General features: G+C 65.1%; 26 protein-coding genes. 16 read left to right on the forward strand and 10 right to left on the reverse strand.

What is annotated here, in order from left to right; genetic code table 11:
* The first annotated feature begins 339 nt into the window (after positions 1-339).
* Positions 340-1,869 carry a PAS domain S-box protein gene (locus tag N2604_RS28760; protein ID WP_260371428.1) on the forward strand — a complete coding sequence of 510 codons (1,530 nt, stop codon included), beginning with the start codon at positions 340-342 and terminating at the stop codon, positions 1,867-1,869.
* A 154-nt stretch (positions 1,870-2,023) separates the two neighbouring features.
* Here the strand turns inward: N2604_RS28760 and N2604_RS28765 are convergent, their stop codons facing one another.
* Positions 2,024-2,689: a DsbA family oxidoreductase gene (locus N2604_RS28765; protein WP_260371429.1), complete on the reverse strand. Its 666-nt coding sequence runs from the start codon at positions 2,687-2,689 to the stop codon at positions 2,024-2,026.
* 170 nt (positions 2,690-2,859) lie between these two features.
* Here N2604_RS28765 and N2604_RS28770 point away from each other — a divergent pair, with 170 nt between their 5' ends.
* Entirely contained in the window at positions 2,860-3,657 is a 798-nt protein-coding gene (locus N2604_RS28770; protein ID WP_260371430.1) for a thioesterase family protein, read from the forward strand.
* Here N2604_RS28770 and N2604_RS28775 read toward each other — a convergent pair.
* Both N2604_RS28775 and N2604_RS28780 read right to left on the reverse strand, forming a co-directional pair.
* Complete coding sequence (locus N2604_RS28775; RefSeq protein ID WP_260371431.1) at positions 3,645-4,466, reverse strand: helix-turn-helix domain-containing protein; 822 nt, start codon at positions 4,464-4,466, stop codon at positions 3,645-3,647. The two genes, N2604_RS28770 and N2604_RS28775, sit on opposite strands and share 13 nt — an antisense overlap.
* Positions 4,467-4,506: 40 nt before the next feature.
* The gene (locus tag N2604_RS28780) at positions 4,507-5,328 is read right to left on the reverse strand and encodes a helix-turn-helix domain-containing protein (protein ID WP_260371432.1); all 822 of its coding nucleotides are present in this window, start codon (positions 5,326-5,328) and stop codon (positions 4,507-4,509) included.
* Between the two features lie 100 nt (positions 5,329-5,428).
* Here N2604_RS28780 and N2604_RS28785 point away from each other — a divergent pair, with 100 nt between their 5' ends.
* From N2604_RS28785 to N2604_RS28795, 3 genes are all read left to right on the forward strand, one after another.
* Complete coding sequence (locus tag N2604_RS28785) at positions 5,429-5,659, forward strand: hypothetical protein (RefSeq protein WP_260371433.1); 231 nt, start codon at positions 5,429-5,431, stop codon at positions 5,657-5,659.
* Between the two features lie 32 nt (positions 5,660-5,691).
* On the forward strand, positions 5,692-6,090 hold the full coding sequence (locus N2604_RS28790; protein WP_260371434.1) for a hypothetical protein: 399 nt from the start codon (positions 5,692-5,694) through the stop codon (positions 6,088-6,090).
* A 529-nt stretch (positions 6,091-6,619) separates the two neighbouring features.
* Positions 6,620-7,582, forward strand: coding sequence for an IS110 family transposase (locus N2604_RS28795; RefSeq protein ID WP_260369938.1), 963 nt, complete (start codon positions 6,620-6,622; stop codon positions 7,580-7,582).
* 835 nt (positions 7,583-8,417) lie between these two features.
* Here the strand turns inward: N2604_RS28795 and N2604_RS28800 are convergent.
* Entirely contained in the window at positions 8,418-8,981 is a 564-nt protein-coding gene (locus tag N2604_RS28800) for an SET domain-containing protein (RefSeq protein WP_260371435.1), read from the reverse strand.
* A 162-nt stretch (positions 8,982-9,143) separates the two neighbouring features.
* Between N2604_RS28800 and N2604_RS28805 the strand changes: the two genes are divergently transcribed.
* Complete coding sequence (locus N2604_RS28805; RefSeq protein WP_260371436.1) at positions 9,144-9,749, forward strand: hypothetical protein; 606 nt, start codon at positions 9,144-9,146, stop codon at positions 9,747-9,749.
* 10 nt (positions 9,750-9,759) lie between these two features.
* On the opposite strand, the gene N2604_RS28810 is transcribed toward N2604_RS28805, so the two are convergent.
* Entirely contained in the window at positions 9,760-10,491 is a 732-nt protein-coding gene (locus tag N2604_RS28810) for a TetR/AcrR family transcriptional regulator (protein WP_260371437.1), read from the reverse strand.
* 106 nt (positions 10,492-10,597) lie between these two features.
* Between N2604_RS28810 and N2604_RS28815 the strand changes: the two genes are divergently transcribed.
* The 7 genes from N2604_RS28815 to N2604_RS28845 all read left to right on the forward strand — a co-directional run bounded on the left by N2604_RS28815 (position 10,598) and on the right by N2604_RS28845 (position 15,997).
* A complete protein-coding gene (locus N2604_RS28815; protein WP_260371438.1) occupies positions 10,598-11,992 on the forward strand; it encodes a carotenoid oxygenase family protein in 1,395 nt (464 codons plus the stop codon).
* 61 nt (positions 11,993-12,053) lie between these two features.
* Entirely contained in the window at positions 12,054-12,308 is a 255-nt protein-coding gene (locus N2604_RS28820; protein WP_260371439.1) for a hypothetical protein, read from the forward strand.
* A gap of 76 nt (positions 12,309-12,384) precedes the next feature.
* On the forward strand, positions 12,385-12,960 hold the full coding sequence (locus N2604_RS28825) for a hypothetical protein (RefSeq protein ID WP_260371440.1): 576 nt from the start codon (positions 12,385-12,387) through the stop codon (positions 12,958-12,960).
* Positions 12,961-12,972: 12 nt separating this feature from the next.
* A complete protein-coding gene (locus N2604_RS28830) occupies positions 12,973-13,527 on the forward strand; it encodes an inner membrane-spanning protein YciB (protein ID WP_260371441.1) in 555 nt (184 codons plus the stop codon).
* Between the two features lie 104 nt (positions 13,528-13,631).
* A complete protein-coding gene (locus N2604_RS28835; RefSeq protein WP_260371442.1) occupies positions 13,632-13,928 on the forward strand; it encodes a hypothetical protein in 297 nt (98 codons plus the stop codon).
* 14 nt (positions 13,929-13,942) lie between these two features.
* Positions 13,943-14,863, forward strand: coding sequence for an SH3 domain-containing protein (locus N2604_RS28840; protein ID WP_260371443.1), 921 nt, complete (start codon positions 13,943-13,945; stop codon positions 14,861-14,863).
* A 159-nt stretch (positions 14,864-15,022) separates the two neighbouring features.
* A complete protein-coding gene (locus N2604_RS28845) occupies positions 15,023-15,997 on the forward strand; it encodes a DUF3616 domain-containing protein (RefSeq protein WP_260371444.1) in 975 nt (324 codons plus the stop codon).
* A gap of 53 nt (positions 15,998-16,050) precedes the next feature.
* On the opposite strand, the gene N2604_RS28850 is transcribed toward N2604_RS28845, so the two are convergent.
* Positions 16,051-17,706, reverse strand: a complete 1,656-nt coding sequence (locus tag N2604_RS28850) for a fumarate hydratase (protein ID WP_260371445.1) — start codon at positions 17,704-17,706, stop codon at positions 16,051-16,053.
* A gap of 211 nt (positions 17,707-17,917) precedes the next feature.
* On the opposite strand from N2604_RS28850, the gene N2604_RS28855 reads away from it, so the two are divergent.
* The 3 genes from N2604_RS28855 to N2604_RS28865 all read left to right on the forward strand — a co-directional run bounded on the left by N2604_RS28855 (position 17,918) and on the right by N2604_RS28865 (position 19,662).
* Entirely contained in the window at positions 17,918-18,391 is a 474-nt protein-coding gene (locus N2604_RS28855; RefSeq protein ID WP_260371446.1) for a hypothetical protein, read from the forward strand.
* A gap of 306 nt (positions 18,392-18,697) precedes the next feature.
* A complete protein-coding gene (locus N2604_RS28860) occupies positions 18,698-18,871 on the forward strand; it encodes a hypothetical protein (protein WP_172782896.1) in 174 nt (57 codons plus the stop codon).
* A 116-nt stretch (positions 18,872-18,987) separates the two neighbouring features.
* Complete coding sequence (locus tag N2604_RS28865; protein WP_260371447.1) at positions 18,988-19,662, forward strand: isoprenylcysteine carboxylmethyltransferase family protein; 675 nt, start codon at positions 18,988-18,990, stop codon at positions 19,660-19,662.
* Positions 19,663-19,690: 28 nt separating this feature from the next.
* On the opposite strand, the gene N2604_RS28870 is transcribed toward N2604_RS28865, so the two are convergent.
* From N2604_RS28870 to cckA, 4 genes are all read right to left on the reverse strand, one after another.
* Entirely contained in the window at positions 19,691-20,398 is a 708-nt protein-coding gene (locus tag N2604_RS28870; protein ID WP_260371448.1) for a glutathione S-transferase, read from the reverse strand.
* 208 nt (positions 20,399-20,606) lie between these two features.
* The gene (locus tag N2604_RS28875) at positions 20,607-21,287 is read right to left on the reverse strand and encodes a lectin (RefSeq protein WP_260371449.1); all 681 of its coding nucleotides are present in this window, start codon (positions 21,285-21,287) and stop codon (positions 20,607-20,609) included.
* Positions 21,288-21,431: 144 nt separating this feature from the next.
* Entirely contained in the window at positions 21,432-22,445 is a 1,014-nt protein-coding gene (locus N2604_RS28880) for a Tim44 domain-containing protein (protein ID WP_260371450.1), read from the reverse strand.
* Between the two features lie 232 nt (positions 22,446-22,677).
* Positions 22,678-25,263: a cell cycle histidine kinase CckA gene (gene cckA / locus N2604_RS28885; RefSeq protein ID WP_260371451.1), complete on the reverse strand. Its 2,586-nt coding sequence runs from the start codon at positions 25,261-25,263 to the stop codon at positions 22,678-22,680.
* Positions 25,264-25,357 lie beyond the last annotated feature (94 nt).

Genomic DNA, 25,357 nt, shown 5'->3' on the forward strand with positions numbered 1-25,357 from the left:
TGGCCGCCTCGTTCACCACAATCAGCGGATCGAAACGGGCGGCACCGTTACCTTGCGAACGGTCGTCGGCCACTATCGACGGACATTGGTCGATGCCCGCCACACAGGAAATTGGGTCCGCCTCACACGCATACGTTGACGTAACCGCGGTCCCAGCTCGCGTTATTTCGGTCGGGGTCGGCACAGCCATATGGCTATAGAGAAGCCCTGTATACGGGAGTATAGTCGTCAAAGGGCATATTCGTGATCCATCTTGGGCGACTTCGGGGGAGCCACGGGCCCGCAATCCGGTACGAGAAATCTATCGATTGATCCATCGCGCGTGAGCAAGAGATGATCATGCAACATCCGATTCAAGCGCCGTCGGTCGCGCTCGATTCGAATGAGCGCCCCGAGGAGGCACTGCGCCAGAGCGAGGAGCGCTTTCGGACGCTGGTGCAATTCTCCTTCGATGTGTACTGGGAAACGGACGCGCAGCATCGCTTCATCCGCCAGGAGTTCGCTGACACACTTCCCGAGCCGCCGGTCTCCGAGATCGGCAGGACACGATGGGAGGTCCCGTATCTAGAGCCTGACGCAGATGGCTGGCGCAAGCACCGGGAGATGCTCGACGCTCATCTCCCCTTTCGCGATTTCGAGCTCGCGCGGCCGACGCCCGACGGCGGCAAGCGCTATATTTCCGTCTCTGGGCTGCCCATCTTTGACAAGACCGGGAACTTCGTGGGTTACCGGGGTGTGGGGCGCCACATCACCGAGCGCAAGCGCGCCGAGCAGGCGCTGATCGAGAGCGAGGCCCGTTTCCGTACCTTCGTGGATCACGCGACCGATACGTTCATGCTTCACAGTGAAGATGGTCGCGTTCTCGATGTGAATCGGAATGCCTGCCAAAGTCTCGGCTACAGCCGGGCCGAACTGGTTGGGGCAACTGCGGCCTTGTTCGATCTGGAGATGGATGAAGCGACCTGGCGTAGCAACCGCGAGCGCCTCAAGGCCGGCGGCATCGCTACGCTCGAGAGGCGCTATTGCCGAAAGGACGGCACTGTGTTTCCCGTCGAGGTCCGTATGCGGGAATTCTGCGAACACGGCCAGTCACGAATCATTTGTCTGAGCCGCGACATCACCGAACGCAAGCGAGCCGCCGAGACGTTCCGCGAGATGCAGGCTGAACTAACACACGCCAATCGCGCGGCGGCAATGGGCCAGGTCACGGCTTCGGTGACACACGAATTAAGCCAACCAATCACCGCGGTGCTCTGCAACGCAGAGGCCGCACTGAACTGGCTAGGAACACAATCTCCGAATTTCGAAAAGGCACAGCAGGCGCTCGCATCCATTGTCGCAGAAGCCAAGCGAGGCGGCGAGATCATCAGTTGGATCCGTTCCTTGATCAAGAAAGCCCCGGTGCCGAAGGAGAGCGTCGATGTCAATGGTGCGATCCTGGACGTGATCACCATAGCCCGTAGCGAGCTGCTCAAACATGATGTCTTGATCCAGACCGACCTCGCTCCGGGCTTGCCGCTCGTGAAGGGCTATCGCGTTCAGCTGCAACAGGTGGTTCTCAATTTGATCCTCAACGCGATCGAGGCAATGAACTGCCTCGACGTAGGCGAACGGGAGCTGCGGATCAGCACGGCTGCAGATGCCTCAAATCTCGTTGTTGTCGCCGTACGGGATACCGGACCCGGACTTGACGTGGCAATCGTTGACCGCCTGTTCGAGCCCTTCTACACCACCAAGCCCGACGGGATCGGCATGGGCTTGTCGATCTGCCAATCAATCATCGAGGCGCACGGAGGACGACTTTGGACTGGTCCGAATGAACCACGGGGGGCCGTGTTTCAGTTTAGTCTGCCTTCGGAACAGGGATGATCCACGACGCTTTTCTGGAGCGGGCGCTGCACGACAGGAGTTCACGGCCTCAAACGCACCCTCGCTACGGATGCGATAGTCCTTCGATCATAGAGCCTCGGACCAATAGCCGCCCTCCTCTGCTTCGCGCACGACGATCTCGATCTCCAAGCGCCTATTCCGCGGCCTGCGCGTTGATCTCCGCCGAGACCTGGCGAATGGCGCGGGCGAGCAGGTTCGGATCCTGCGCGCCGGAGACGGCGTATTTTTGCGCAAAGACATAGGTCGGCACGCCGGAGATGCCCTTCTCGGCGGCTTCCTGCGCATCTGCGGAGACGCGCGCGACGTCCTCGTCGGTGGCGAGGCGCTTGCGCACGTCGTCGGCGTCGAGGCCGATGTCGGCGGCTGCCTGCACCAGCACGTTCACATCGGTGAGGTCGCCGCCGTCGCGGAAGTACAGCTCCATCAGACGCTGCTTCATCTCGGGCGCCTTGCCGATCGCTTCCGCCCAGAGGATCAGGCGGTGGCAGTCGGTCGTGTTGGGCTGGCGCGCCACCAGCTCCGGCTTGTAGACGAGCCCCTCCTCGCTCGCGGCCGCGACGACGCGTCCCGCAATGCCCTTATAGGCTTCGACAGAGCCGAACTTCTGGGTGAGATAGGCCTCGCGGCTGATGCCCTCGCGCGGCACCCAGGGATTGAGGAAGAAGGGACGGAAACTGAGCTTGACCGGAACGTCGGGCACCAGCGCCAGCGCGCTCTCGATGCGATGCTTGCCGATATAGCACCAGGGGCAGACCACGTCGGAGACGACATCGATCTGGAGCGGTTTCAGCGTGCTCATGTCAGGCGCCTCCTTCGGGCACTTCGAGGGTCCGCCCGAACATAAGCCGAACCGGGGGCGGCGCAAGGCACCCGTCCTGCATGGCTCACGACTTCACCTCTGCGGTTATTGTGACCGGTTCTCCCCGCGCCGATAGTTGCGGCCACGATCAAGCCACAGGGGAGACCGCGATGACCGCCATTTTCAAGCCGGAAGGCGATCTGTTCCGGCCCACCGAGCATGCTGGCGGGCCGTGGTCGCCGGACATGTTGCAGGGAAGCGCCACCACCGCGCTGATGACCCGCGAGGTCGAGCGCCTCGCCGCCAAATCCGGTTTTGCGGTGCGGCGCCTGACCTTCGATCTCTGGCGGCCGGCGGGCCTGCGCCTGTTCAGGACGGTCAGCGAGCTGCTGCGCGATGGTCGCAAGGCCAAGACCCTGCAGGTGCGGCTGATGGACGGCGACACCGAGATCGGCCGCTGCACGGCGCTGCTGACGGCGCCTAGCGGCGAGTCGCCCATCGATCCGTTCGCGAGGCCGCCGCCCCTCGACAAGGGACCCGAGGCCGGCAGCCCGCCGCCCGCCTTCGCACAGAAATGGAGCCGCTATTTCCAGAACGTGTCGGTGCGCCTCATCGAGGGCGCCCTGGAGAAGCCGGGCCCGGCGGCGGCCTGGATGCGGCTCGATGCGTCGCTGGTCGAGGGCGAGCCCAACACGCCGCTGCTCCAGGCGGTGCAGGCCGCGGACTTCTCCAGCGGCGTCGCGCAGATCGTCGATATGCGCCAATGGACCTTCATCAACCCGGAGATCAGCCTCTATTTCTTCCGCCCGCCCGAGGGCGAATGGATATTGATCCGCGCCGCGACGCGCGTCGGCGCCCATGGCGCCGGCCTCACCGCGGCGACACTGAGTGATCGCAACGGTCCGTTCGCGGAGGTGATGCAGGCCATGAGCTTCGAGCGGCGCGAGGCGCAGGCTCAGGCGTCCTGAGCTGCAAGCGCGGTCAGGGCGGCTTCGGAGGCGGCATCGACAGGCATGAACATCTCGACGCGAAGCTCCTGCAGCGTCACGTCCTGCGGGGTGCCGAGCGTCAGCACGGCACCGATGAGACCAATGCCGATATCGCCCTTGCGCAGGCGCACGTCGCAGAGCGGCCCTGGCGCGGAACTATCCTCTGTCGCCGCAGGAAGCTGCGGCAGCCGCATCAATTCGCGCCAGGTCGATTGCAAGGCCTCGTCAAGCGGCGCGGCCATTGCCTCATGCCGTGCCCGCGCCAGCAGCGCGGCCGCAACAATCGGCCAGTTCTCGACGAACGGCTTGAGCTCGTCGGGAGCAAGGAACATGCGCATGTGATTGAGCGGCCGCTGCATGCGCTCAGGGCCAAGCAGCATGCTCATCAGGCCCGAGGCGGCGCGATTGGCCTGCATCACGTTCCAGCGCCGGTCGGTGACGATCGCCGGGAACGGCTCGTGACGGAGAAGCAGAAGATCGATGGCACGCCGCGCCTCGGCAAGCTCCGGCGCCGACAGATCGCGCTCGCCATATTGCCGTGCGAAGCCGCCGGCTTCGAGCAGCGCATTGCGGTCGCGCAACGACAGATCGAGCGCGGAGGCGAGCTGCAGCAGGATGTCCCGGCTGGCCGCCGCCTTTCCGGTCTCGACATAGCTCAGATGCTTGATCGAGATGCCGGCCTGGAACGCAAGCTCCGCCTGACTCAATGCACGGCGGCTGCGCCAGCCGCGCAGGAGATCACCGACGGGATTGGCCGGCCGCAATCGCCGGAACGTGCGTGTGTCCATCCGCCGATTATGCGAGCGCTGCCCGCGCCTGTAAACGGCGCTAGCGCAGGTGGGCGGCCATCTGCTTCAACCGTTCGGCGGTGCGCTCGTCCGCCGGGAAGAACGTCTCCAGCGCCAGCTCCGACAGGGTGATGTCGACCGGCGTGCCGAACACCATGGTGGTGGAGAAGAAGCTGAGGATTTCTCCGCCATGCCGCAGCTTGAACGGGATCGCGACGTTGTCGCTCGACAGCGGCGCCGAACGCGCAGGAATCGGATAGCTCTTCAGGTCGTTGTAGAGCTTGATCAGCTCCGGATCGGCCGTCGCCTCGCACTGCCGGTGCAGCCGCTCCAGGAGATGCCCGCACCATTCGGCGAGATTGACCGTGCGCGGCGCCAGCGCCTCGGGATGGAAGGCCAGCCGCAGCACGTTGACGGGCTGGCCGAGCAGATGCTGCGGGAGGCCATCGAGCAGCGGCGCCACCATGCGGTTGGCGGAGACCAGGTTCCAGTGCCGGTCCACCGCAAGCGCCGGATTGGGCTCATGCGCCTTGAGCACGAGGTCGATCGCCTGACGAGCTGATTTCAAGGCGGGATCCTCCAGCGGGCGCTGCGGAAAGGCCGGTGCGAAACCGGCGGCGACCAGCAGCACGTTGCGTTCGCGCAAGGGCACGTCGAGCCGCTCGGCGAGCCTGAGCACCATGTCGCGCGAGGGCGCGGCGCGGCCGGTCTCGACAAAGCTCAAATGCCGCGCCGAGATTTCGGCTTCGCCGGCGAGATCGAGCTGGCTCATGCGGCGGCGCTGCCGCCATTCGCGCAAATGGTCGCCGATATGGACCGGCTGGCTGCGTTCGGTGCGTGCGGTGGAAGCATGTGCGTTCATGGTCAAAAGCTAGCACGCGGATTTAGGCGCTTCCATTACCACCGAGGTAATCGAATTGGGGGACGAGCACGCGCATCTTTGGTCGCAACAGGAGATGACCATGATCGCGCTGCTGCTCTACCGGACCGTCGCAGACCACGTCTTGCCCTGGGCCATGGCGTTCGCAACGCGGATGCTGGCGCGCAGCCTCAACATGCCGGAGCCCCTGGTGCATTCGACCGGCGACTATGTCCTCGCGCAGGTCATCGCCTTCGAGCACGACGTCGGCAGAAGCCTCTGCCCGTTTCGTCTCGCCCGTCTGCTCCGCGCCTGGTGGCGCGGTCGGCGTTGAGTTCCACCCAGCCCCAACCAAGGAGACCTGAGATGATCGATGCATCGACCTTCCTGCGCCGCGCCCTGCTCGCCGACGCCATCTTCAGCGGCGTCGCCGCGCTCGGCTTCACCTTCGGCGCGAGCGCGTTCGCAGCGCTGTTCAACTTGCCCGAAGCGTTGCTGCGCGAGACCGGCCTGTTCCTGATCGCCTACACCGCCCTGGTCGGCTGGCTCGCCTCGCGGGCGACGGTGGCGAAACCGCTGGTCTTGCTGGTCGTGATCGGCAATGCGGCCTGGACGGTCGGCAGCATCGCGTTGCTGCTTTCGGGCGCGGTGTCGCCGAACCTCGCCGGCGAGCTCATGGTCGTGGCGCAAGCCATCGCCACCGGCGTGTTCGCCGAGCTGCAATATGTGGGATTGCGCAAGAGTGAAGCTGTCGCCACAGCGTGAGGCGCTCATGTCCCGGACGCGCAGCAGCGCTGTTTGCGCTGCTGCGCATCGCGGCGGCGCTGCGCTGCGTCCGGGGCACGAGATCATCGTGATGAAATTCATATCGAGACACGCGATTGTCAGGTCATGACGGGAAGGCGCAGCTGGGCGATCTCGCGGCGCGTTTTGCCCGAGCTTTGCTGCCGTCTTGCGCCCATCAATGGCCAGAGGGCGCAGGGAAGGCCGGGCGCCGGCGGCACCCGAGTCCGTGCGCAACAGGAATGCACACGGTGTGGACTACAGGTGATGCCGGTCGCCCGGCCTTCCCTGCGCGGATGGTTTTAACGGTGTCCTTCGTGCTCTTGTGTCCGCAAAATCTGCCAGAATGTGCGAACGGGCGGTTCTCACCAACCGCCCGTCGCTAGATCTGAGCCCGTTCGTGCTCAAAGGCCTGGGAGCCTGACGGGGAGCTAGGGACAGATCCGGTGTGTCTTCCTCAACCCGAACAGTTGCATGGGCTTCGAGCCCGGACGAGCAAGGAAGGGAGTGGATGATGGCACAAAACGATCGCATTGTCGTCGGTATCGATGTGGCCAAGGGCAAGGTGGATGCATGCATCCGCCCGTTGTCGCAACGGCAAACGTTCCCGAGCACCGCAGAGGGGCACCGCAAACTGGTGGCCTGGCTGCGCAAGCACAAAGTAGCCAAGGCGGTGATGGAGGCATCCGGCGGCTATGAGCGGGACTGGGCCAGGGTGCTGCGTCAGGCTGGCATCGAGGTGCGGATTGTCGATCCCAAGCGCGTGCGCAGCTTCGCCCGATCGGCCGGACGGCTCGCCAAGAACGATACGATCGACGCGGAGATGATCGCCTGGTTCGCCGAGACGTTCGACGAAGTATTGGACCAGATCCACGATGCCGCACGCGACGAGCTGGCGGCACTGGTCAAAGCGCGCAAAGCCCTGATTGATCTGAGGACCCGCCTGCAAAGCCAGAACGAACATGCGGTGCCGGGAGCGGTTCAGAAAGCCCACGCTCGCGTCTTGAAGGGCCTCGACATCGAGACGGCCAAGATCGAGGACGCCATCACCGCCACGATCAAGGCCACACCGGCATTTGCCAAACGCGCCGAGATCATCGAGAGCGTGCCGGGTCTCGGCGATGTGGCCTCTGCGGTCCTCCTTGCGGGCCTCCCAGAGCTCGGGACGGTGCGCGAGGAGGTCGCTGCCGCGTTGTTGGGAGCCGCTCCTTATGACGACGACAGCGGCAAACGGCGTGGTGAGCGCCACATCAAGGGCGGTCGGCGCTGGGTCCGCAACGCCCTCTACATGCCCTGTATCGGCGCAGCCACCCAGAGCAACCCGGTGCTCAAGGCCTACTATGAACGGCTGATCGCCAAGGGAAAGCTGAAGAAGGTTGCAGTGATTGCCTGCATGCGCAAGCTGATCGTCATTCTCAACACGATGATTGCACGCGGCGAGAAATGGGATCCCGCCCGCTACGCGTTGCGGTGAACTGATCGAGCGCGCCTCCATGCGCCCGGTCCCGGACCGAGCGCATGCCAAGCCGACAGACCGGCGAGCGGACGGGGTCAAGGCCGTCAGCCGCCGAAGGCGGGGGCGCGTCTTCGCGCCAGCCTTGAGGCCGGCCGATCGGCGGTCTACTTCAGCACAGTTGCTCCCCGGGGAGCGTTGCACTATTGCCCCCGTCGCCTCGCGGCTGATCGATGCGCGTACCCGGTCGGGCCGCCGCATCACCGCGAGCCTTAACGCCAGAACCCCGGGCGTCGGGACCACACGACTTCTCCGTCCGCGGACGGCCTTGCCTCGACATCGAGGGCCCGGTGTGCGCGCCCCAGAACCATCGACAAGACCGCTGTGACCGCGCCGTGTCGTACCGCGTCGCGCATGACTCAACGGCTTCCCGTCCCTGTCATCGCTTTTCCGCGCCGGCGCTACCGCGTCCACCGCACCCCGGCCCGCATCTCGTGACGATCGCGAAGCGCCCCTCTGGCAGGGCCGGGATGGCGCTTCTATGCCACAAATCCGAAATTCGGAAAAGCGATATATTTTAGACGCGAGGACTTGACGGGTTTTGGGTGTTTTGCCCGACGCCTCTCGGCAACGGCAAAGCGCTCCGTCGTCCTTCCGTTGACCAAATTGGCATTGTAGCGCCGGCGCCCTACGGCACCGCGCCGCCATTGCGAGCTCAGCGAAACATCCAGAGTCTCTCCGCGGAGATACTGGATTACTTCGCTTTCGCTCGCAATGACGGAGAGGATGCGAGAACGTCGTCTGGCTGGGTGCTGCGCCCGGAGGAGGTAGGACGGCGGCTTCAGCACATGGACGGCTACGCCCTCGCCCGGCCCACCTTGCCGGCGAAGTGCTTGCCGTTCAGCTTTTTCTTTTTCGCCATGCTTTTCGCGCCCGCCTTCTTGGCCGCTTTGCGCTCGGCCCGCGCCTTCACCTTGGCGGCTTCCGCCCTCGCCTCGGCGCGCAGCTTCTTGCGCTTCTTCTCGCAGGAGTCGCACTTGCAGCCGATCGGTTTCAGATAGGCTTTGAAATAGTCGGTGCCGTAATCGTAGTTGATCTCGTCACCCGGCTCGATGTTCTTGATGGCGCGGATATAGACCTTGCGCTCGCGCGGCCGGACATCGGACTCGGCGTTGGGGCGGCAGGAATGGTTGATGTAGCGGGCGAGGTTCTTGCGCACTGATCCGTCGATGGTCCAGCGCCCGTTGAGCTCGAACAGATATTTGTTCTCGATCTCGTCCTGCTCGGGAATCCGCGAGTCCAGGATGGGTCCGAAATAGCGGATGATCCGGGTACCCTTCTTGATCGGCTTGGTGGCGAAGAGGCCGAGCCCGGTCTTGGAGCGGCCGACGCGATAAGGTTTGTTCGAGGTGGCTGGCATGATCGAGAAAATGAGAACGCGAACGAGGCAGGAGGAGCCCAAGCGAAGCCGCTCTTGTAGAACGATTCCGCGCTGCTGTCAGGTATATCCCACCGCGGTTTGAACCTTGCCCACAATCAAGACGTCTGATGGAACGAAGTTCCCAGGACATCAAAGCCTCACATGAACCGTATCGCTACAATAGGCTTCGCCGTCCTGATGGCTTGCATCGGCCTGAGCAGCGCCGACGCCCAATCCGTGGGCAGCAGCTACACCTCGACGGCGCCAAAAGATTGCCGGCAGGTCGGCAAGCCCAGCGCGCTCGACGGCAGCAGCACGCGGGTTTGTCCGGGCAAGGACGGCCTGATGGTGCTGATCGCCGAGGACGATCTTCGCGAGATCGTCTCGGTCGGGCGCAGCCGCAAGGCAGCAAGCGAGGAACCCGCGGCAAAAGTCTGGTTCGCGCCGTTCAATTCGTCGGAGACCACTATCGAATGGCGCGCTGCGGGCGCAAAGCCGTTTGCGATCATCCAGCGCTGGCACATCTCCGACAACGCCGATCCCGACAAGCAGGGGCGGCCGAACACCAAGGCCATGCTGGTCGTGACCCGGCTGCCGCCGGGCCCGGTCTGCCACGTCGCCTATGTCGACGCCGTCGCCAACCCGAACGCCAACGAGCTCGCGCGCAAGGCCGCCGACGATCTCGCCCGCGGCTTCGCTTGCGGCAAGGACGAGGTCAAGATCATCGGCACGCGCGGCCGCGCCGTCGAGCTCGCGACCAGGCGCTAGCCTGCGCGGTTCAACAGCCGGGAAGCTTCGGCGTCACAGGCGCCGTCAGCATCGCCTCGAGCAGCCGCTCGGCGGTCGTCCCCTCGGGCAGCCGCGCGAGGATGTCCTTCAGCCGTCCGTCCAGCAGCAGCATGGTGAAGCCGTGCACCAGCGACCAGGCGCGTGCGATCGCGGCGCCCTGGTTGAGCGTCAGCGCATCGCCGCTGATCTGCTCCTGCCGCATCATGCCGATCGCATTGGCAAGTCCGGCGAAAGACGCCTCCGCCGCCTCGTGCAGCGACGGCCTTGAATAATCCAGCCGCTCGGTGCGGAACATGATGCCGTACATGCCGGGATGGGCCTGCGCATAGGCGACGTAGGCTTTCGGCCGCGCCAGCGCCGCTTCGAGCGGCGTGGTGGCGGCATCGCATGATGCGGCCATTGCCACGTTGAACTGGCGGAAGCCGACGGCCGCGAGCTCGCTGAGGAGGCCCGTCAGGTCGCCGAAATGATGGGTCGGTGCGGCATGCGAGACGCCAGCCTCACGGGCCACCGCGCGCAATGTCAGGCCGGCAAGCCCGTCGCGCTCCAGCACCCGTTCGGCCGCCTGGAGCAGCGCTTCGCGGAGCGCGCCGTGATGATACGGCGTCTCGGTCTTCGCACTTCGCGCCCGGCGCGAGGTGCGTGACGCCGCGGTCGAGGTCGTTTTTCTCGGGGCGCGCGGGCTTCGCGCCGCTTCGCCCTTGGTGTCGGTCTTGGCCATTTGCAAGCTATATGACGCAATATTGACAGTGTAAAGATTTCACTTGACGAAAGCTGCAATCGGGCCTATCGAATCTTTACGATGTAAAGATAGGGGAGGATTCGCCGTGCAGCATGACGCCATGGCCGAGCGCCGCAACAATATCGCGCCGATCCCGTTCGAGGCCGACGCGCCCTTCCTGAAGATCGTCGGCGAATTGCCGCGCGAGCTGAACGGCACGCTCTATCGCAACGGCCCCAATCCGCAGTTCGATTCGCCCGGCGCGCACTGGTTCGTCGGCGACGGCATGCTGCACGCGTTTCATCTCGAGAACGGCCGCGCCAGCTACCGCAACCGCTGGGTCCGCACACCGAAATGGCTCGCCGAGCACGACGCCGGCCGCGCGCTGTTCGGCGGCTTCGGCCGCAAGCTGCCGAATGCACCGGCGAACCTGACCGACGGCGGCGTCGCCAACACCAACATCATCTTCCATGCCGGCAAGCTGCTGGCGCTGGAAGAAGCGCATCTGCCGACGGAGATCGAGCCGGGCACGCTGGCGACGCGCGGCTATCACAATTACCAGGGCCGCGTCGCCGGCAGCTTCACCGCGCATCCCAAGATCGATCCCGTCACCGGCGAATTGGTGTTCTTCGGCTACAACGCCGCGGGGCCGCTGACGCCTGCCCTCTCCTACGGATCGATCGACGCAACAGGCAAGGCGACGCGCTTCGAGCGGTTCGAGGCGCCCTATGCCAGCATGGTGCACGACTTCATCGTCACGGCGAACCATGTGCTGTTTCCGATCCTGCCGATCACCGGTAGCATGGAGCGCGCGATGAGCGGAAAGCCGCCCTATGCCTGGGAGCCGGCCAAGGGCGCCTATGTCGGGGTGATGAAGCGCAGCGGCACGGCCAAGGACATCGTCTGGTTTCGTGCCGAGGCCTGCTACGTCTTCCACGTCATGAATGCCTGGGAGGACGAGGGCCGCATCGTCGCGGACGTCATGCAGTTCGAGGAAGCGCCGCTGTTTCCGCATCCGGACGGCCGTCCCACCGACCCCGACAAATCGCGCGCCCGCCATTGCCGCTGGACCTTCGACCTCACAGGCAATACCGACCGCTTCCAGCAGACCTACCTGGACGATCTCACCGGCGAATTCCCGCGCATCGACGATCGCCGCGCCGGGCTGAAGAGCCGTCACGGCTGGTACGCCTGCGCCAATCCGAAACTGCCGATGTTCGCGCTCGCAGGCATCGTCCATGTCGACGGCAACGGCAGGCGGCTCGGCCAATACCTGCTGCCGGCTGGCGACACCATTTCCGAGCCGGTGTTCGTCGAACGGTCGAAAGATGCGGCCGAAGGCGACGGCTGGCTGCTCGCTGTGGTCTGGCGCGCGCGGGAAAATCGCAGCGATCTCGCCGTGTTCAATGCCACCGATATCGAGGCCGGCCCAGCCGCATTGGTGCAGCTCGGCCATCGCGTGCCCGACGGCTTCCACGGCAATTGGGTCGGCGCGGCGTAGCTCTCGTCATTCGGAGCGCGCCACTTGGCGCGAAGCCGGGATGACGAAGAAGGAGTTTTGCATGTCCATGCCCTCGATCACCGCAGGCGCGCTTGTCCTCCTCGCCCTGACCGGCACTGCGCTCGCGTTCCAGTTGATCCGGCTGCGGCGAAGCCGCCATACCGTCTTCAACGGTGGCATCCTGCTCTGCCTCGGTCTATTGACCGCCGCCGCACTGCCGCTCGTGCCCTGGGCCGAATTGGCCGAGGAAGCATTGGACCAAGCGGTTGCGGCCCTTCACGTTTTGGAGGTCGCTTACGTTATTTTGACACTGTAAAGATTTGGCTTGACCCGGCATCGCCGGCGCATTACTAATCTTTACATCGTAAAGATCGACCCGATCGAGGCGGCCCATGGCGATTTTCCTGATCCTCGCACCCTACGGCGCCTTCGCCGTCCTGATGCTGGTGACGTCGGCCGTGCTCAGCGTGTTTGCGGCATCGGCGATCTGCCTCGCCGCCGTCGCCTTCGATGTCGCGCGCGGCCGCTCGGTGAAGATCCTGGCGGCAGGCTCCGCACTCGTATTCGCCGCGATCGGCCTTTACCTCGCGCTGATCGACCCCGCGCTCGGCACGCTCGGTGTCAAGCTGTCGGTCGATGTCGGAATCTTCGTCCTCTCGCTGGGCTCGATGCTGCTCCGCCATCCCTTCACGCTGCAATATGCGCTTGAAGCGGTCCCAGCCGAGACTGCGGCGATGCCCGGCTTCCTCCGCGCCAATTACATCATCACCGGCGCCTGGACCGCGGCCGCGCTGTTGATGGCGGCTGCCAATCTCGTGCTGCTCTACGTCCCTGGCCTGCCGCTCTGGTCCAGCCTTGCGGTGGCCTTCGCCGCCCGCAACAGTGCGATCTACTTCACAAAGTGGTATCCCGAGTATCGCCAGATCAAGTACGGTACGCCCGCCCGCGCCCTCCCAGACGCCCGCTGAACAGGATCGACGATGAAGGACGTATTCGCCCGCCTCGCCTCCGACTTCCTCTCCGCCATCATCTTCCTGGCCATCTACCTCATCACCGACAACATCGTCCTGGCGACATCGGTGGCGATCGCCGCTGCAATCGCGCAGGTGATCTACGCCCGCCTCAAGGGGCAGGCGCTCAACTACATGACCTATGCGAGCCTCGCCCTCGTCGTCGTGCTGGGAGCGATCACGCTCCTGACCAACGATCCGCGCTTCATGCTGGCCAAACCCTCGATCGCGCATTTCGCGATCGGCCTCATCATGCTCAAGCGCGGCTGGATGCTGCGCTACATGCCGCCGATCGTCGCCGAGACCGTTCCGGAATATGTGACGGCTGCCGGCTATGCCTGGGCGGCGCTGATGTTCGTGATCGGCGCCGGGATGATCGTGGTCGCCTCGACCGGCGATCTGAAGCTGTGGGCGTTCTACATCACCGTGGTCGCCGGCGGCGCCAAGATCCTGGCCTTCGCCGTGCAGTATGTGGTGCTGCGGCTCATCGTCACCAGCCGCCGGCGCGCCGCCGCCCGCGCCTGATTGCCCGTTCGCAGGGTTAGGCAGGACCTGCGAGTTGGGCTATAGCCTCGCTCAGGACGGCCGCGGATCGTCGCGGACCGCCGAGATTTGTTCGGGAGACGGGAATGGCCGTAGACGGCAACTGGAATCTGACCATGACGACGCCGATGGGCGAGCGCCAGGCGACGCTGAGCCTGAAGGCCGCGGGCGGCACGCTCACGGGCACGCAGGGCGCGGAAGGTAATACCACCGAGATCTTCGACGGCACCGTCTCCGGCGACAACGTCTTCTGGAAGGTCTCGATCGACAAGCCGATGCCGCTCACGCTCGAATTCACCGGCACGGTCTCCGGCGACAGCATCAGCGGCGAGATGGGCATCGGCCCGATGGGCAGCTTCCCGTTCACGGGCGCGCGGGCGTAACGCACGCTGCATCGATGCGTGCGCTCCTATTCATCGCGGCGATGGTCCTGTCTGTCGCAACACAGCCAGCGCGCGCGGATGACAGCGAGCCGGCGTGGCGCGCAAGCGCGCTCGCCCTGGTGCCGGCAGGCTATGTTGCCGGCACTGCCTACCGGACCGAAGGTTCGACCGGCTATCTCGCGGTCTACCCCGCGACATCCAACGATCCCAAGACACCGGGAAGCGCCTTTGCGGCGCGCCAGGCTCTGGTCGTCACGCTGACGGCGGATGGGACTCGTGCGACGTCAGCCGAGCTGAAGCCGCGCACCGAGCCGGATCCTGACAACGACGACAGCGATTTCGCCAGGCTGCACGCCGAGCTGGCCGCCAAGCGCGCGACGCTCCCTGATGGCACCGAGCCCTGCGATCTTGGCGCCTGGTCCATCGACAAGGACCCCGGCGGCCTCAACGTGCGCGCCGAGCCGTCGGTCAAGGCGCGCGTGCTCGGCACCTTGCCGTCGCCCTACCGGCTCAAGCTCGGCGGCGCCGAGAACACGCCCGAGGGCGGCTGGCTGACCGAATTCCGCATCATCGGCTTCAAGGACGGCTGGTTCCTGATCGAAGACGCAAGGCCGCCCGGCAAGGACTACGAGGACGAGACGCGATATCCGCGCAGCGCGCCAAAGCCCTATGCCGGCCGCGGCTGGGTCGCCTCGAACAAGGTCGGCGCAGCCTATGCCAATGGCGCCACGCGCATGGGCGGGCTGTTTCAGGCGCCCTTCATCGATGCCAAATGGATGCCGGCCCGGCGCGAACACGGCGGTGCGCTCGACACCGACGGCGGGCCGAAGCGCATCTTCGCCTGCAGCGGGCTCTGGGGTCTGGTCGAGAGCCACGACGGCGTCCGCGGCTGGTGGCGGGCGCTGTGCTCCAACCAGGTCACGAATTGCAGCTGACCGAAGCGAGCGCTCCGCGACATTCTCTCCCTTGTCTTTTGTGCAATTCAGGATTGTATCCGGGGATGACGCCGGGAGCCAAGAATGTCCGATAGCATCGCGCGTTTAACTCACCGATCAGTGTCCGCCGCGTTTGTCTGCACTCTCTTGGTAGCAACCATGCCGGCCGCGCGCGGCGAGCATTTGCCGCCGAAGGTTGCTCCGGAGGCAACGACCTGGAAGCCCGCCTCGATCTTTGAAAAAGACAGCAACGACGAGCTCAAGAAAAAGCCGCGCATGAACCTGAGCGGCGCAGCGTGCGTCCCGACCACGCCCAAATTCACGTCATGCCTGATTGCCAATGACGAGAAGAAATATGCGCAGTTCTTCTCGATCGAAGGCAACCTCCTCGTTCCGAAGGATCTCATCCGGCTGTCGGACGATGACGACGACCCCGATGCCGAGGGCGCCGCTTATAACGAGGGCTTCTTCTATGTGACCGGCTCGCATGGCCGAAGCCGACACAGCGACGAGAAAAACCTGTCGAGTTACACCGTGTTTCGGATCGCCGTGGATCCGAACACCGGAGCTCCCAAGACCAAGCCCAACGCCGAAAGCGTGGACGGCGTGGAGGCGAGCTCGCGCCTGCGCAAGGTGCTCAAGAACGACGACCTCGTCGAGGCGTATTTCGACGAGACGCTTGCGAAAGGTGGTATCAACATCGAAGGAATTGCGGTCAGAAACCACCGCATGTATTTCGGACTGCGAGGCCCTTCGCTGAAGCGTCACGCCTACGTCGTCAGCGTCGATGCAAATGCGCTCTTCACCAAGCATGACGATCTCAAACCCGACACCGCCGCGCTCGAACTCGGCAAGCATACCGGAATCCGGGACCTCGCCGTGGTCAGGGACGGCCTGCTGATACTCGCAGGCCCGACGCGCGAGGAAGAGGTTCCCTATACCGTCTGGCTGTGGGACGGGCGCAGCGGGACGGCTGCCAGACCCTTGGCCACGCTTGACCTGAGCAAGGTGAAGAAAGGCGCCAAAGCGGAAATTCTGCTTCCCCTCGAGGAGGACGCCACCAGCTTTCGCATCCTCGTCATGTTCGACGGCGTCGAAAACGGCGGCGCCATATCGTTCAGGATCAAGCGCTGAGCGCAGGCCGCGTCGTCCGCCGGTCCGGGACCGCCGGACGACGCTGAACCCGATCAGCCCAGATTCAACTCCTTGAAGAAGTCGTTGCCCTTGTCGTCGATGATGATGAACGCCGGGAAGTCGACGACTTCGATGCGCCAGATCGCTTCCATGCCGAGCTCGGGATATTCGAGCACCTCGACCTTCTTGATGCAGTGCTCGGCGAGGTTCGCCGCGGCGCCGCCGATCGAGCCGAGATAGAAGCCGCCATACTTCTTGCAGGCCTCGCGCACCGCCGGCGCGCGGTTGCCCTTGGCCACCATCACCATCGAGCCGCCGGCGGCCTGGAACTGGTCGACGAAGGAATCCATGCGGCCCGCAGTGGTCGGACCGAACGCGCCGGAGGCGTAGCCCTCGGGCGTCTTGGCGGGACCGGCGTAATAGACCGGATGGTTCTTGAAGTAGTCCGGCAGCGGCTCGCCCTTCTCCAGCCGCTCGCGCAGCTTGGCATGCGCGCTGTCGCGCGCGACGATCATGGTGCCGGTCATCGAGACCCGCGTCTTGATCGGATATTTCGAGAACGTCGCCAGGATGTCCTTCATCGGCTGGTTGAGGTCGATCTTGACGACCTCGCCGCCGAGCGACTGCTCGACCTGCGGCAGGTACTGCGCCGGATTGTGCTCGAGCTCCTCGAGATAGACGCCGTCCTTGGTGATCTTGCCGAGCACCTGGCGGTCGGCCGAGCAGGACACGCCAAGCCCGATCGGGAGCGAGGCGCCGTGGCGCGGCATACGGATCACGCGCACGTCGTGGCAGAAATACTTGCCGCCGAACTGCGCGCCGACGCCGAGCGACTGCGTCATCTTGTGGATTTCCTTCTCCATCTCGACGTCGCGGAAGGCGTTGCCGTCGGGCGAGCCGTGCGTCGGCAGCGCATCGAGATAGCGGGCGGAGGCGAGCTTCACGGTCTTCATGCACAGCTCGGCCGAGGTGCCGCCGATCACGATGGCGAGGTGATAGGGCGGGCACGCGGCGGTGCCGAGCGTGAGGATCTTTTCCTTGAGGAACGCGAGCAACCGGTCCTTGGTCAGCACCGAGGGCGTGGCCTGGAACAGAAAGCTCTTGTTGGCGGAGCCGCCGCCCTTGGCCATGAACATGAACTTGTAGGCGTCATCACCCTCGGCGTAGATCTCGCACTGCGCCGGCATGTTGTTGGCGGTGTTCTTCTCTTCAAACATCGAGAGCGGCGCGACCTGCGAATAGCGCAGATTGCGACGCAGGTAAGCATCGCGCGCGCCTTCGGACAGCGCCGCCTCGTCGTCGCCGTCGGTGATGACGTTGCAGCCCTTCTTGCCCATGATGATCGCGGTGCCGGTGTCCTGGCACATCGGCAGCACGCCGCCAGCGGCGATATTGGCGTTCTTGAGGAAGTCCAGCGCGACGAACTTGTCGTTCGGGCTGGCCTCACTGTCCTCCAGGATCGAGCGGAGCTGCTTCAGATGGCCTGGGCGCAGATAATGGTTGATGTCGCCAAAGGCCGCCTCGGACAGCGCCCGCAGCGCCTCGCGCGACACCACCAGCATGTCCTTGCCGAGCACCTTCTCGACCCTGACGCCCTCGGACGAAATCTTCTTGTACGGCGTCTCGTCCTTGCCCAGCGGGAACAGCGGGGTGTGCTTGTAGGGCGGAACGGGCTTGGACTGGTCGGGGAAGGCGGTCGGAGCGTTCATGGGGCAAATCTCGGGGTTTCGGGGCCCTGACGGGCCTCTCAGCATAGAAGCGTTCTAAGCGCATTTTAGCCAGAAAAGAAAGGGAGCGGTGCGCATGGGAGGGGTAGTCCGGCACGGGAAGCCATTGGCACAGCTCGTGGAAATGCCTCTGCCCACCCTTGCGCTTCGCGCCCGCCGACGCTTGAATGCGCGCCCTAAGGGGCTTTTGATCATGACATTGAACTTGAACGTCCGCGGCGCGATCCTGGCCGCCGCCGCCATCACCGGCCTTGTGACTCTCGCTTCGCCTGCCCGCGCCGATCGCTGCGACGACAGCGCCAAGGAGCTGGCGAACCAGATCGACCGCCTCAAGGTGAATTTCCGCGCCGCCAACATCGTGTATCTCACGCACCCGGCGGCCAAGGAGCTGTCGGTCGGCTGCCGCGGCGACAAATATTCGATCGAGCTCTTTGCCAAGGGTGATCGCAAGCCGAAGCCGGAGTTCTACGCGCTGGTCGGCTCGATGGCGGCGATCGTCTTCACCGTGACCAAGGACGACACCACGACGGGCGCGACGCGCTGCCTGAAGCGGATGGGCCTACTCCGCGGCGACAAGGTCACGATGCGCTACCGCCGGCTCAACATGGAATGCACCCGCACCAAGACGGAGGCGTCCATCGCGATCACGCGCGGCAAGGACGAATAGGCGGGGACTCTTCCGCACTTGCTGCGGACACGTTGCTCATGTGACGTCGACGCAGCCGGCCACACACTCCGTCATTGCGAGCGCAGCGAAGCAATCCAGTCTGTCTCCGCGGAGAGAGTCTGGATTGCTTCGTCGCAAGGGCTCCTCGCAATGACGAGGAGAGATTTCGTCGTCTCCATCGCAGCGCGGATGAGGCCGAAGTAGCGTCGTATCGCTCACATTCCCTCGCATTTTAGCGATTGGCTTGAAGGAAATTTCGCTCCTCGCAGGGCAGGCTCGATTGTTTCCATGTGTGAGGATTTGCGGATGAAGGTTTCCACCGTTGCGCCCCCGCCGATCGCGATCGTGGTTCCGAACTACGACACGACCAAGCCGCAGGACGATCAGACCAAGGTCAAGGACGAGGATCCGACCTTCAAGCCGCAGCCGCCGGCGCCGCTGCCGCCGGGTCAGGGCACGCGGATCGATCAGCTCGCCTGATCAGGCTTGCCAAAGCCGACGCGCCCGATCCGGTCGATCGGGCTTTTGGCGTGTCCGGCCGCATCTTTGCCGGATAGCTGGACCAGGATCGTGCGCCATTCGCCCAGGACCTGCGCATGATCGCACGGCTGCTGTTGCAGAACACGGTGTTCGTCGTCGGCATGGGCGCGCTGCTGTTCGCGTGCGCCGGGACGCTGCATTGGCCGTCGGCCTGGGCCTTCCTCGCCATCTCCGCCCTCCTCGGCCCACTCTGCGGCTGGTGGCTCTACCGGATCGATCCGGCGCTGCTCGCCGAACGTCTGCGGCCGGTCTTGCAAAAGGATCAGCCCGCCGCCGACAAGATGTTCATGGCCCTGTTCATCGCCGCCCTGCTGGCCTGGCTTGCCGTGATGGGGCTTGACCGCCGCGTTCGATCCTCGGACATGCCGACGGCGTTGCAGGTGCTCGGCCTCGGGCTGTTCCTGGTCTCGACATTGTTCACCATGTGGGTCTTCCGCGAGAACTCGTTCGCCGCGCCCGTGGTGAAGCTGCAAGCCGAGCGCGCGCAGCACGTGATCTCGACCGGTCCCTACGCCTATGTCCGCCACCCCATGTACAGCGGCATGGTCCTGTTCTTCACCGGCGTGCCGTTGCTGCTGGGGTCGTGGTGGGGACTTGCGATGATGCCGCTCTTCATCGCCCTGTTCGCAGTCCGCATCCCGATCGAGGAGCGCACGCTGCGCGAGGGCCTGCCGGGCTATGCCGATTATACGGCGCGGGTGCGCTATCGCCTTATCCCCGGCGTCTGGTGAACGCGCCTCACGTCCTGCACGAAATCGGCTATTGATCCAGCTCGCGATAGCGGCGGAAAATGCCCTGCTCGTTGAAGGGAATGCGGCGCTCGCTTGCGAGATAGGCCTTGATGTTGGGCCGCGCGGCGATGCGGTCGTGCAGGCCGACGAGGCCGGGGACATCGGCTTCGAACGCCTTCATGCGTTTGGGGAAGGCATAACGCAGCCCCTCGACGATCTGGAACAGCGAGAGGTCGACATAGGTCGGCCGGCGACCGGTGACATAGGTGCCGCCGTTTGCGCCGAGAAGCTGCTCGAAATAGCCGAGATATTTCGGCACCCGCTCGTCCCAGAACTCGGCCGTGCGCTTCTTCGCCGGCGCCTTCTGGTCCTCATAATAGAGCGAGGGTCCGAGCGGATGATGGGTGTCGTGGATCTCGACGACGAAGTCCGCGATCGTGAGCTGAAGCTGGTGCACCCAGAGCCGGCCGGCTTCCGTCTTCGGCGCAAGCCCATGGCGGGCGCCGAGATAGAGCAGGATGTTGGCGGTCTGGCCGATGACGAGCTTGCCCGCTTTCAGGAACGGCGGTGCAAAGGGCGGCGTGCCGTTCTGCGCGTCCATCATCTTCATCATCGCGGCCACCCCGCGCGGACCGCGCGCGACATCGACGTAAGCGGCGCCCGCCTCCTCCAGCGCCAGCCGCACATATTCGCCGCGGCCCTGGATCTCGGGCCAGTAGTAGAGCTCGTATTTCATGGGAGAGGTCCGTGAGCGTGGAGGCGATCGGACCAATGTAGCATGCGGCTCAAGGTTCCGTCAGGGTGAGGCGGAACGGCGGTTCGACATACTCCGTCATTGCGAGCGCAAGCGAAGCAATCCAGAAATGCCTCCGCGGAGACACTCTGGATTGCTTCGTCGCAAGAGCTCCTCGCAATGACGGGTGGAGAGAGCTTCGCGCCTCAGCTCAATTCGCCGCGAAACAATACAGCAGCCCGTCGCCGCCGGTGCTCTTCAGATCGGCCTGCGAGCAGCCGCCGTCGGGACCGCGCGAGGGGTGAGAGCTGTTCCAGGACTTCGAGGGCTCGTCGTCGCGCAGGCCCTTACGATCGGCGTGGCCGACGACCGCCGCGCCTTGCGTGCTCGACGTCCAATTCTTGCAGGTCTTGTCGTCACCCGCGGCAAAAGCTGTGCCGTCGGCCTGCGATCCCGTGAGGATGTCGTGCCGGTTCGGCTGGTCGCCGGCACCATTGATGACCTCACCCTTTTCGCTGAGCGCAGTCTGCTTGGTGAGATTGTTGGTCGCGCTGTGCAGCTCGGCGACGTCCTTGGCGATCACCGTGCCCTTGGCGTTCTGCCACGGTCCCTTGCCGATACGGTCCTTGGCGTTGATGGCCGGCTTGCCGTCGGCGGCCTGCGTCGAGAGATAGGCACGCCAGGTCTTGGTGCCGGCGCCTGCGGTCTGAGCAAGCTTCTGGCAATGCGCGTCGGCTCCTTCGAGACCGCCGAGATCGGCGCCCTTGCCGGGCCCGTTGGAGGTCACGAAGAAGGTCATGTCGGCCAACTGCGCCTGCGCCGATGGGACAGCAAGCAAGACCATGGTTAGCGCAACACTGGAAATCGTCATGGATTTCTCGATACGGATCATCCTGTCCTCCCAAAGTTGTTTTTGTTCGCCGCCTGACTTCAACCCGAGGCGCCCCCGCTTATTCCGATGCCGTGCTGCGAGAGGCCCAAAAGAAAAGGGCGCCGTGCCGAAGCACGACGCCCTGGTTCCTCATCTCATCCGCGATCAGTTGGTCTGCTGGATCGCCGACAATTCCCAGCCGGTGCCCGGCCGGCGGGCGAAGGTCCAGATCTCGGTCGCCTCGCCCGGCTGCTCGCTGCCGGCGACGATCGCGCCGGTGTTGCGATCCACCGTCTTGTCGGTGAGCGCGAAGCGCAGCGCCACCGTGGCGTAGTCGGTCTCGCCTTCGCGCCAGGCTTCCGCGAGGTCGCCCTGCAACAGCTTCACATTCGTGACCTTGTTGATCACGTTGCGGGTGCGGTTCTGGGCGAGGTCCTGTTCGAAATAGGAGACCATTTCCGGCGTCGCGAGGGTGTGCAGCTTGGCCACGTCCTCGTTCGACCAGGCGGCCTGGATCTCGCCGAGCAGCCGCTCGAACGCCTCGTAGTCATCCGGCTTGATCTCGAGCGGCGCATTGTTGGCGCCGAAGCCGAAGCCGCCAAGTCCACCGCCAAGTCCACCAGCGAGGCCGCTGCGATAGTTCGTTTGCGGTCCGGGCGCTGCGCCGGCATCAGCATTGGCGTAAGCCGCCCGCGGGGCGTGACGGCGCTGCCACCAGGACATCGCCAACCGCACCACGAGGACCACCAGCGCGATCTGGATGATCAGGCCGAGGATCGAGGACAGGCCGCCAAGGCCGCCGAACAGGCCGCCACCGAACAGCATGCCGAGCAGGCCGGCGCCGAGGAAGCCGGCCGCGAGGCCGCCCATGAAGCCGCCGGCGCGGCCGAACAGGCCGCCGCGCGCCGGCGCGGAAGCAGCCGAATTCATGCCCGCACCCGGCTGGGTGTAGGTCCGGTTGAACTGCGAGGTCGAGCCCGGCGCGGTCGTGGTCGACGGCGGAGCCGAATAGGTGCGCGAGCCGCGCGAACCCGACGACATGCCGCCACCGACGCGCGCGTCGGCGGACGAGATCGCCAGCGCGGTCGGCAGCGCAAGCGCCAGCACGACGGCGATCGTCTTGAAGAGAGTGCGGGATCGTTGCGAGAAAGTCATGTGCGTTTCCCAAATCCCCGGCATGGGGACGTGCCCCTAAGATGGTCAGACTTCCCGAAAAGTGAAGCCGGTTTCGGAACCCATGGCTGCGGCCCTCAGTCGCGGGGATGTGGCAAAAGCCCATATTTGGCGGGGGTTTGGCCAGGGAGACGCGCGGAACCGCGGTCGCCCGTTACCGGCGGGCTTGGGGGCGGGATTTCAGCTTTTTCCCGGGTCCTTTCGAAGCGCAACTCCATCCGCCGTCGTTACGAGGAGCTCACCCCTGCTTCGTCATCGTCTCCTTCACCGCCGCCACCAGCTGGCTGAGCGTGAAGGGTTTTGGCAGGAAGTCGAACTGCTGCCCTTCGGGCAGGCTCTTCTCGAAGGCATCCTCGGCATAGCCGGAGACGAAGATGAACTTGATGTCGGGGTTCTTCTCGCGCATCGCCTTGAGCAGCGTCGGGCCGTCCATCTCCGGCATGACGACGTCGGAGACGACGAGATCGATCGCGCCGCTCTGCTCGTCCAGCACCTCCATGGCCTCGACGCCGTTCTCGGCCTCGACCACGGTATAGCCGCGCGAGCGCAGGCCGCGGGCGTTGAGCGCGCGCAGGCCCTCCTCGTCCTCGACCAGCAGGATGGTGCCCTGGCCGGTGAGGTCGGTGCGCGGCTTGGCCTCTGCCGCCGCAACGGGCGCGGTTTCCTTCGCGGCGCCGCCGGTCGCGCTGGCCACAGCCGGCTGCTCGACCTGCACCTCCGGTTCGGCGATGTGGCGCGGCAGGAAGATATGGAACGAGGTGCCCTGCCCCGGCTCGGAATCGACATAGATGAAGCCGCCGGTCTGCTTGACGATGCCGTAGACGGTGGAGAGCCCGAGGCCGGTGCCCTTGCCGACCTCCTTCGTCGAGAAGAACGGCTCGAAGATCTTGTCGCGGATGTCGGCGGGGATGCCCGTGCCGGTGTCGGCGACCTCGATCCGGACATAATCCGCGGCGGGCATGCCCTTGTAGGCGAGCTTGCCCGCATCGTCGCTGGTGACGTTGGCGGTGCGGATGATCAGCTTGCCGCCGTCGGGCATGGCGTCGCGCGCGTTCACCGCGAGATTGACGATCACCTGCTCGAATTGGGAGACGTCGACCTTCACCGGCCAGAGGTCGCGGCCGTGCACGAGGTCGAGCTTGACCTTCTCGCCGATCAGCCGGCGCAGCAGCATGGTGAGATCGGACAGCGCGTCGCCGAGATCGAGCACCTGCGGCCGCAGCGTCTGCCGCCGCGAGAACGCCAGCAGCTGCCGCACCAGGGTGGCGGCGCGCGTCGCGTTCTGCTTGATCTGCATGATGTCCTGGAACGACGGATCGGTCGGCTTGTGCGCGTTCAGCAGGAAGTCGTTCGCCATCATGATGGCGGAGAGCACGTTGTTGAAGTCGTGGGCGATGCCGCCGGCGAGCTGGCCCACCGTCTCCATCTTCTGCGACTGGTTGATCTGGTTCTCCAGCGCGCGCCGCTCGGTGGTCTCGAGCATGTGCACGATGGCGGCTTCCGCCTCGGTCTCGGCCGAATCGACCGGCGTGACGAAGAATTGGCCCCAGCGTTCCTTGGCCCCTTCCAGCGCCACCTCGACCGGCGCGATGTCCGCCTTGCCTTCGGCGGCCTGGTTGATGGCCGCGATCAGGAGGTGCCGGTCGCGCGAATTGACCGCGCGGAAGATCGACTTGGAGGAGGTATCCAGCCCCAGCGCCTGACTGAGCTTGGCGTAGCGCGCATTGGCGCGCACCACGTTGCCGGCGCGATCGACGGTCGCGATCGCCATCGGCGTGTGGTCGAAGAAGCGCATGAAGCGCACTTCGGCGGCACGATCAGGGTCGCTGCGCTCGTCGCGGGCGCGGCTGATCACGAGCGTGCGCGAGGGCCCCGGCGCGCCGTCGGCGCCGAAGGCGAGCTTGTGATAGAGCCGCACCGGCATGGTCTTGCCGGTGCGCATGCGCAGGTCGATGTCGAAGACCTCGGTCTTCACCTCGCCTGGCACCGCCACGATCGAGGTCAAGAGCGAAGCGCCGTCGCCGGAGACGATGTCGGTCAGCTTCAGGCCGCCCGAGCCGATCTCAGCGAGGTCGTAGTCGAGCCAGTTGGCCAGCGTCGCGTTGACATAGGCGAGCTCGCCGGCCGGATTGACCGAGAAGAAGCCGCACGGCGCGTGATCGAGATATTCGATCGCGTGCTGGAGCTCCTGGAACACGTCCTCCTGGCGCTCGCGGTCGCGCGTGATGTCGGCGATCGACCACACCGCGTATTTCGCCTCGCGCTTGCCGGTGCCGAGCGGGCGCACGCGCATGCGCAGCCAGCGGCCCTGGTTGCCGTCAAGGCCGGAAATGCGCACCTCTTCCTGCTGCCGCTTGCCCTCGCGAGCGGCCTTGAGCAGCCGGAACACGGCTTCCGAGACATCGGGATTGCCGATGAAGACGCGCTCGACGGGGCGCACGTCCTGCGGGCCGCTGGCGCCGGTCAGCGTCAGATAGGCGGCATTGGAATACACCACGTGTCCGCGGACATCGGTGACCGCAAGGCCGTCGAAGGCGTGATCGGAGATGCGGCCGATGATGGGATCGTCGAGATTGCGGTCCGCGAAGCGGATGATGCCGGCGGCGAAGGCGAACAGGTTGAACAGGCCGACCATCGCCAGCACGGCGAGGATGCCGAGGATATAGGGCTGCGCCTGCGCGCGCCCGAGCGTCATCAGCCCGACGGCCACGGCGACAAGGCCGGCGGCCACCAGCAGCACCAGCGCAATGCTGCCCGAGCGCGGCGACGGCTCGTGCGCCGCAACGGGCTCGCGTGTGAGGTCGTGGTCGGTCTCGGCGGTCATTCTCGAGCTGGCGCAGCCTGTCGGCAGAGAATCAACGCGCCACGGGGCGCGTGGGGTCCTCCCTGCCTGAATCGGACCCTGAGGTGCAAGGGCA

This window comes from Bradyrhizobium sp. CB1015, from assembly GCF_025200925.1.
In the GTDB taxonomy this organism is placed as follows: domain Bacteria; phylum Pseudomonadota; class Alphaproteobacteria; order Rhizobiales; family Xanthobacteraceae; genus Bradyrhizobium.

Coding starts and splice junctions, on each gene's coding strand:
- N2604_RS28760 (WP_260371428.1), top strand. CDS start 340: ATGCAACATCCGATTCAAGCGCCGTCGGTCGCGCTCGATTCGAATGAG.
- N2604_RS28765 (WP_260371429.1), bottom strand. CDS start 2,689: ATGAGCACGCTGAAACCGCTCCAGATCGATGTCGTCTCCGACGTGGTC.
- N2604_RS28770 (WP_260371430.1), top strand. CDS start 2,860: ATGACCGCCATTTTCAAGCCGGAAGGCGATCTGTTCCGGCCCACCGAG.
- N2604_RS28775 (WP_260371431.1), bottom strand. CDS start 4,466: ATGGACACACGCACGTTCCGGCGATTGCGGCCGGCCAATCCCGTCGGT.
- N2604_RS28780 (WP_260371432.1), bottom strand. CDS start 5,328: ATGAACGCACATGCTTCCACCGCACGCACCGAACGCAGCCAGCCGGTC.
- N2604_RS28785 (WP_260371433.1), top strand. CDS start 5,429: ATGATCGCGCTGCTGCTCTACCGGACCGTCGCAGACCACGTCTTGCCC.
- N2604_RS28790 (WP_260371434.1), top strand. CDS start 5,692: ATGATCGATGCATCGACCTTCCTGCGCCGCGCCCTGCTCGCCGACGCC.
- N2604_RS28795 (WP_260369938.1), top strand. CDS start 6,620: ATGATGGCACAAAACGATCGCATTGTCGTCGGTATCGATGTGGCCAAG.
- N2604_RS28800 (WP_260371435.1), bottom strand. CDS start 8,981: ATGCCAGCCACCTCGAACAAACCTTATCGCGTCGGCCGCTCCAAGACC.
- N2604_RS28805 (WP_260371436.1), top strand. CDS start 9,144: ATGAACCGTATCGCTACAATAGGCTTCGCCGTCCTGATGGCTTGCATC.
- N2604_RS28810 (WP_260371437.1), bottom strand. CDS start 10,491: ATGGCCAAGACCGACACCAAGGGCGAAGCGGCGCGAAGCCCGCGCGCC.
- N2604_RS28820 (WP_260371439.1), top strand. CDS start 12,054: ATGTCCATGCCCTCGATCACCGCAGGCGCGCTTGTCCTCCTCGCCCTG.
- N2604_RS28825 (WP_260371440.1), top strand. CDS start 12,385: ATGGCGATTTTCCTGATCCTCGCACCCTACGGCGCCTTCGCCGTCCTG.
- N2604_RS28830 (WP_260371441.1), top strand. CDS start 12,973: ATGAAGGACGTATTCGCCCGCCTCGCCTCCGACTTCCTCTCCGCCATC.
- N2604_RS28835 (WP_260371442.1), top strand. CDS start 13,632: ATGGCCGTAGACGGCAACTGGAATCTGACCATGACGACGCCGATGGGC.
- N2604_RS28840 (WP_260371443.1), top strand. CDS start 13,943: ATGCGTGCGCTCCTATTCATCGCGGCGATGGTCCTGTCTGTCGCAACA.
- N2604_RS28845 (WP_260371444.1), top strand. CDS start 15,023: ATGCCGGCCGCGCGCGGCGAGCATTTGCCGCCGAAGGTTGCTCCGGAG.
- N2604_RS28850 (WP_260371445.1), bottom strand. CDS start 17,706: ATGAACGCTCCGACCGCCTTCCCCGACCAGTCCAAGCCCGTTCCGCCC.
- N2604_RS28855 (WP_260371446.1), top strand. CDS start 17,918: ATGACATTGAACTTGAACGTCCGCGGCGCGATCCTGGCCGCCGCCGCC.
- N2604_RS28860 (WP_172782896.1), top strand. CDS start 18,698: ATGAAGGTTTCCACCGTTGCGCCCCCGCCGATCGCGATCGTGGTTCCG.
- N2604_RS28865 (WP_260371447.1), top strand. CDS start 18,988: ATGATCGCACGGCTGCTGTTGCAGAACACGGTGTTCGTCGTCGGCATG.
- N2604_RS28870 (WP_260371448.1), bottom strand. CDS start 20,398: ATGAAATACGAGCTCTACTACTGGCCCGAGATCCAGGGCCGCGGCGAA.
- N2604_RS28875 (WP_260371449.1), bottom strand. CDS start 21,287: ATGATCCGTATCGAGAAATCCATGACGATTTCCAGTGTTGCGCTAACC.
- N2604_RS28880 (WP_260371450.1), bottom strand. CDS start 22,445: ATGCCGGGGATTTGGGAAACGCACATGACTTTCTCGCAACGATCCCGC.
- cckA (WP_260371451.1), bottom strand. CDS start 25,263: ATGACCGCCGAGACCGACCACGACCTCACACGCGAGCCCGTTGCGGCG.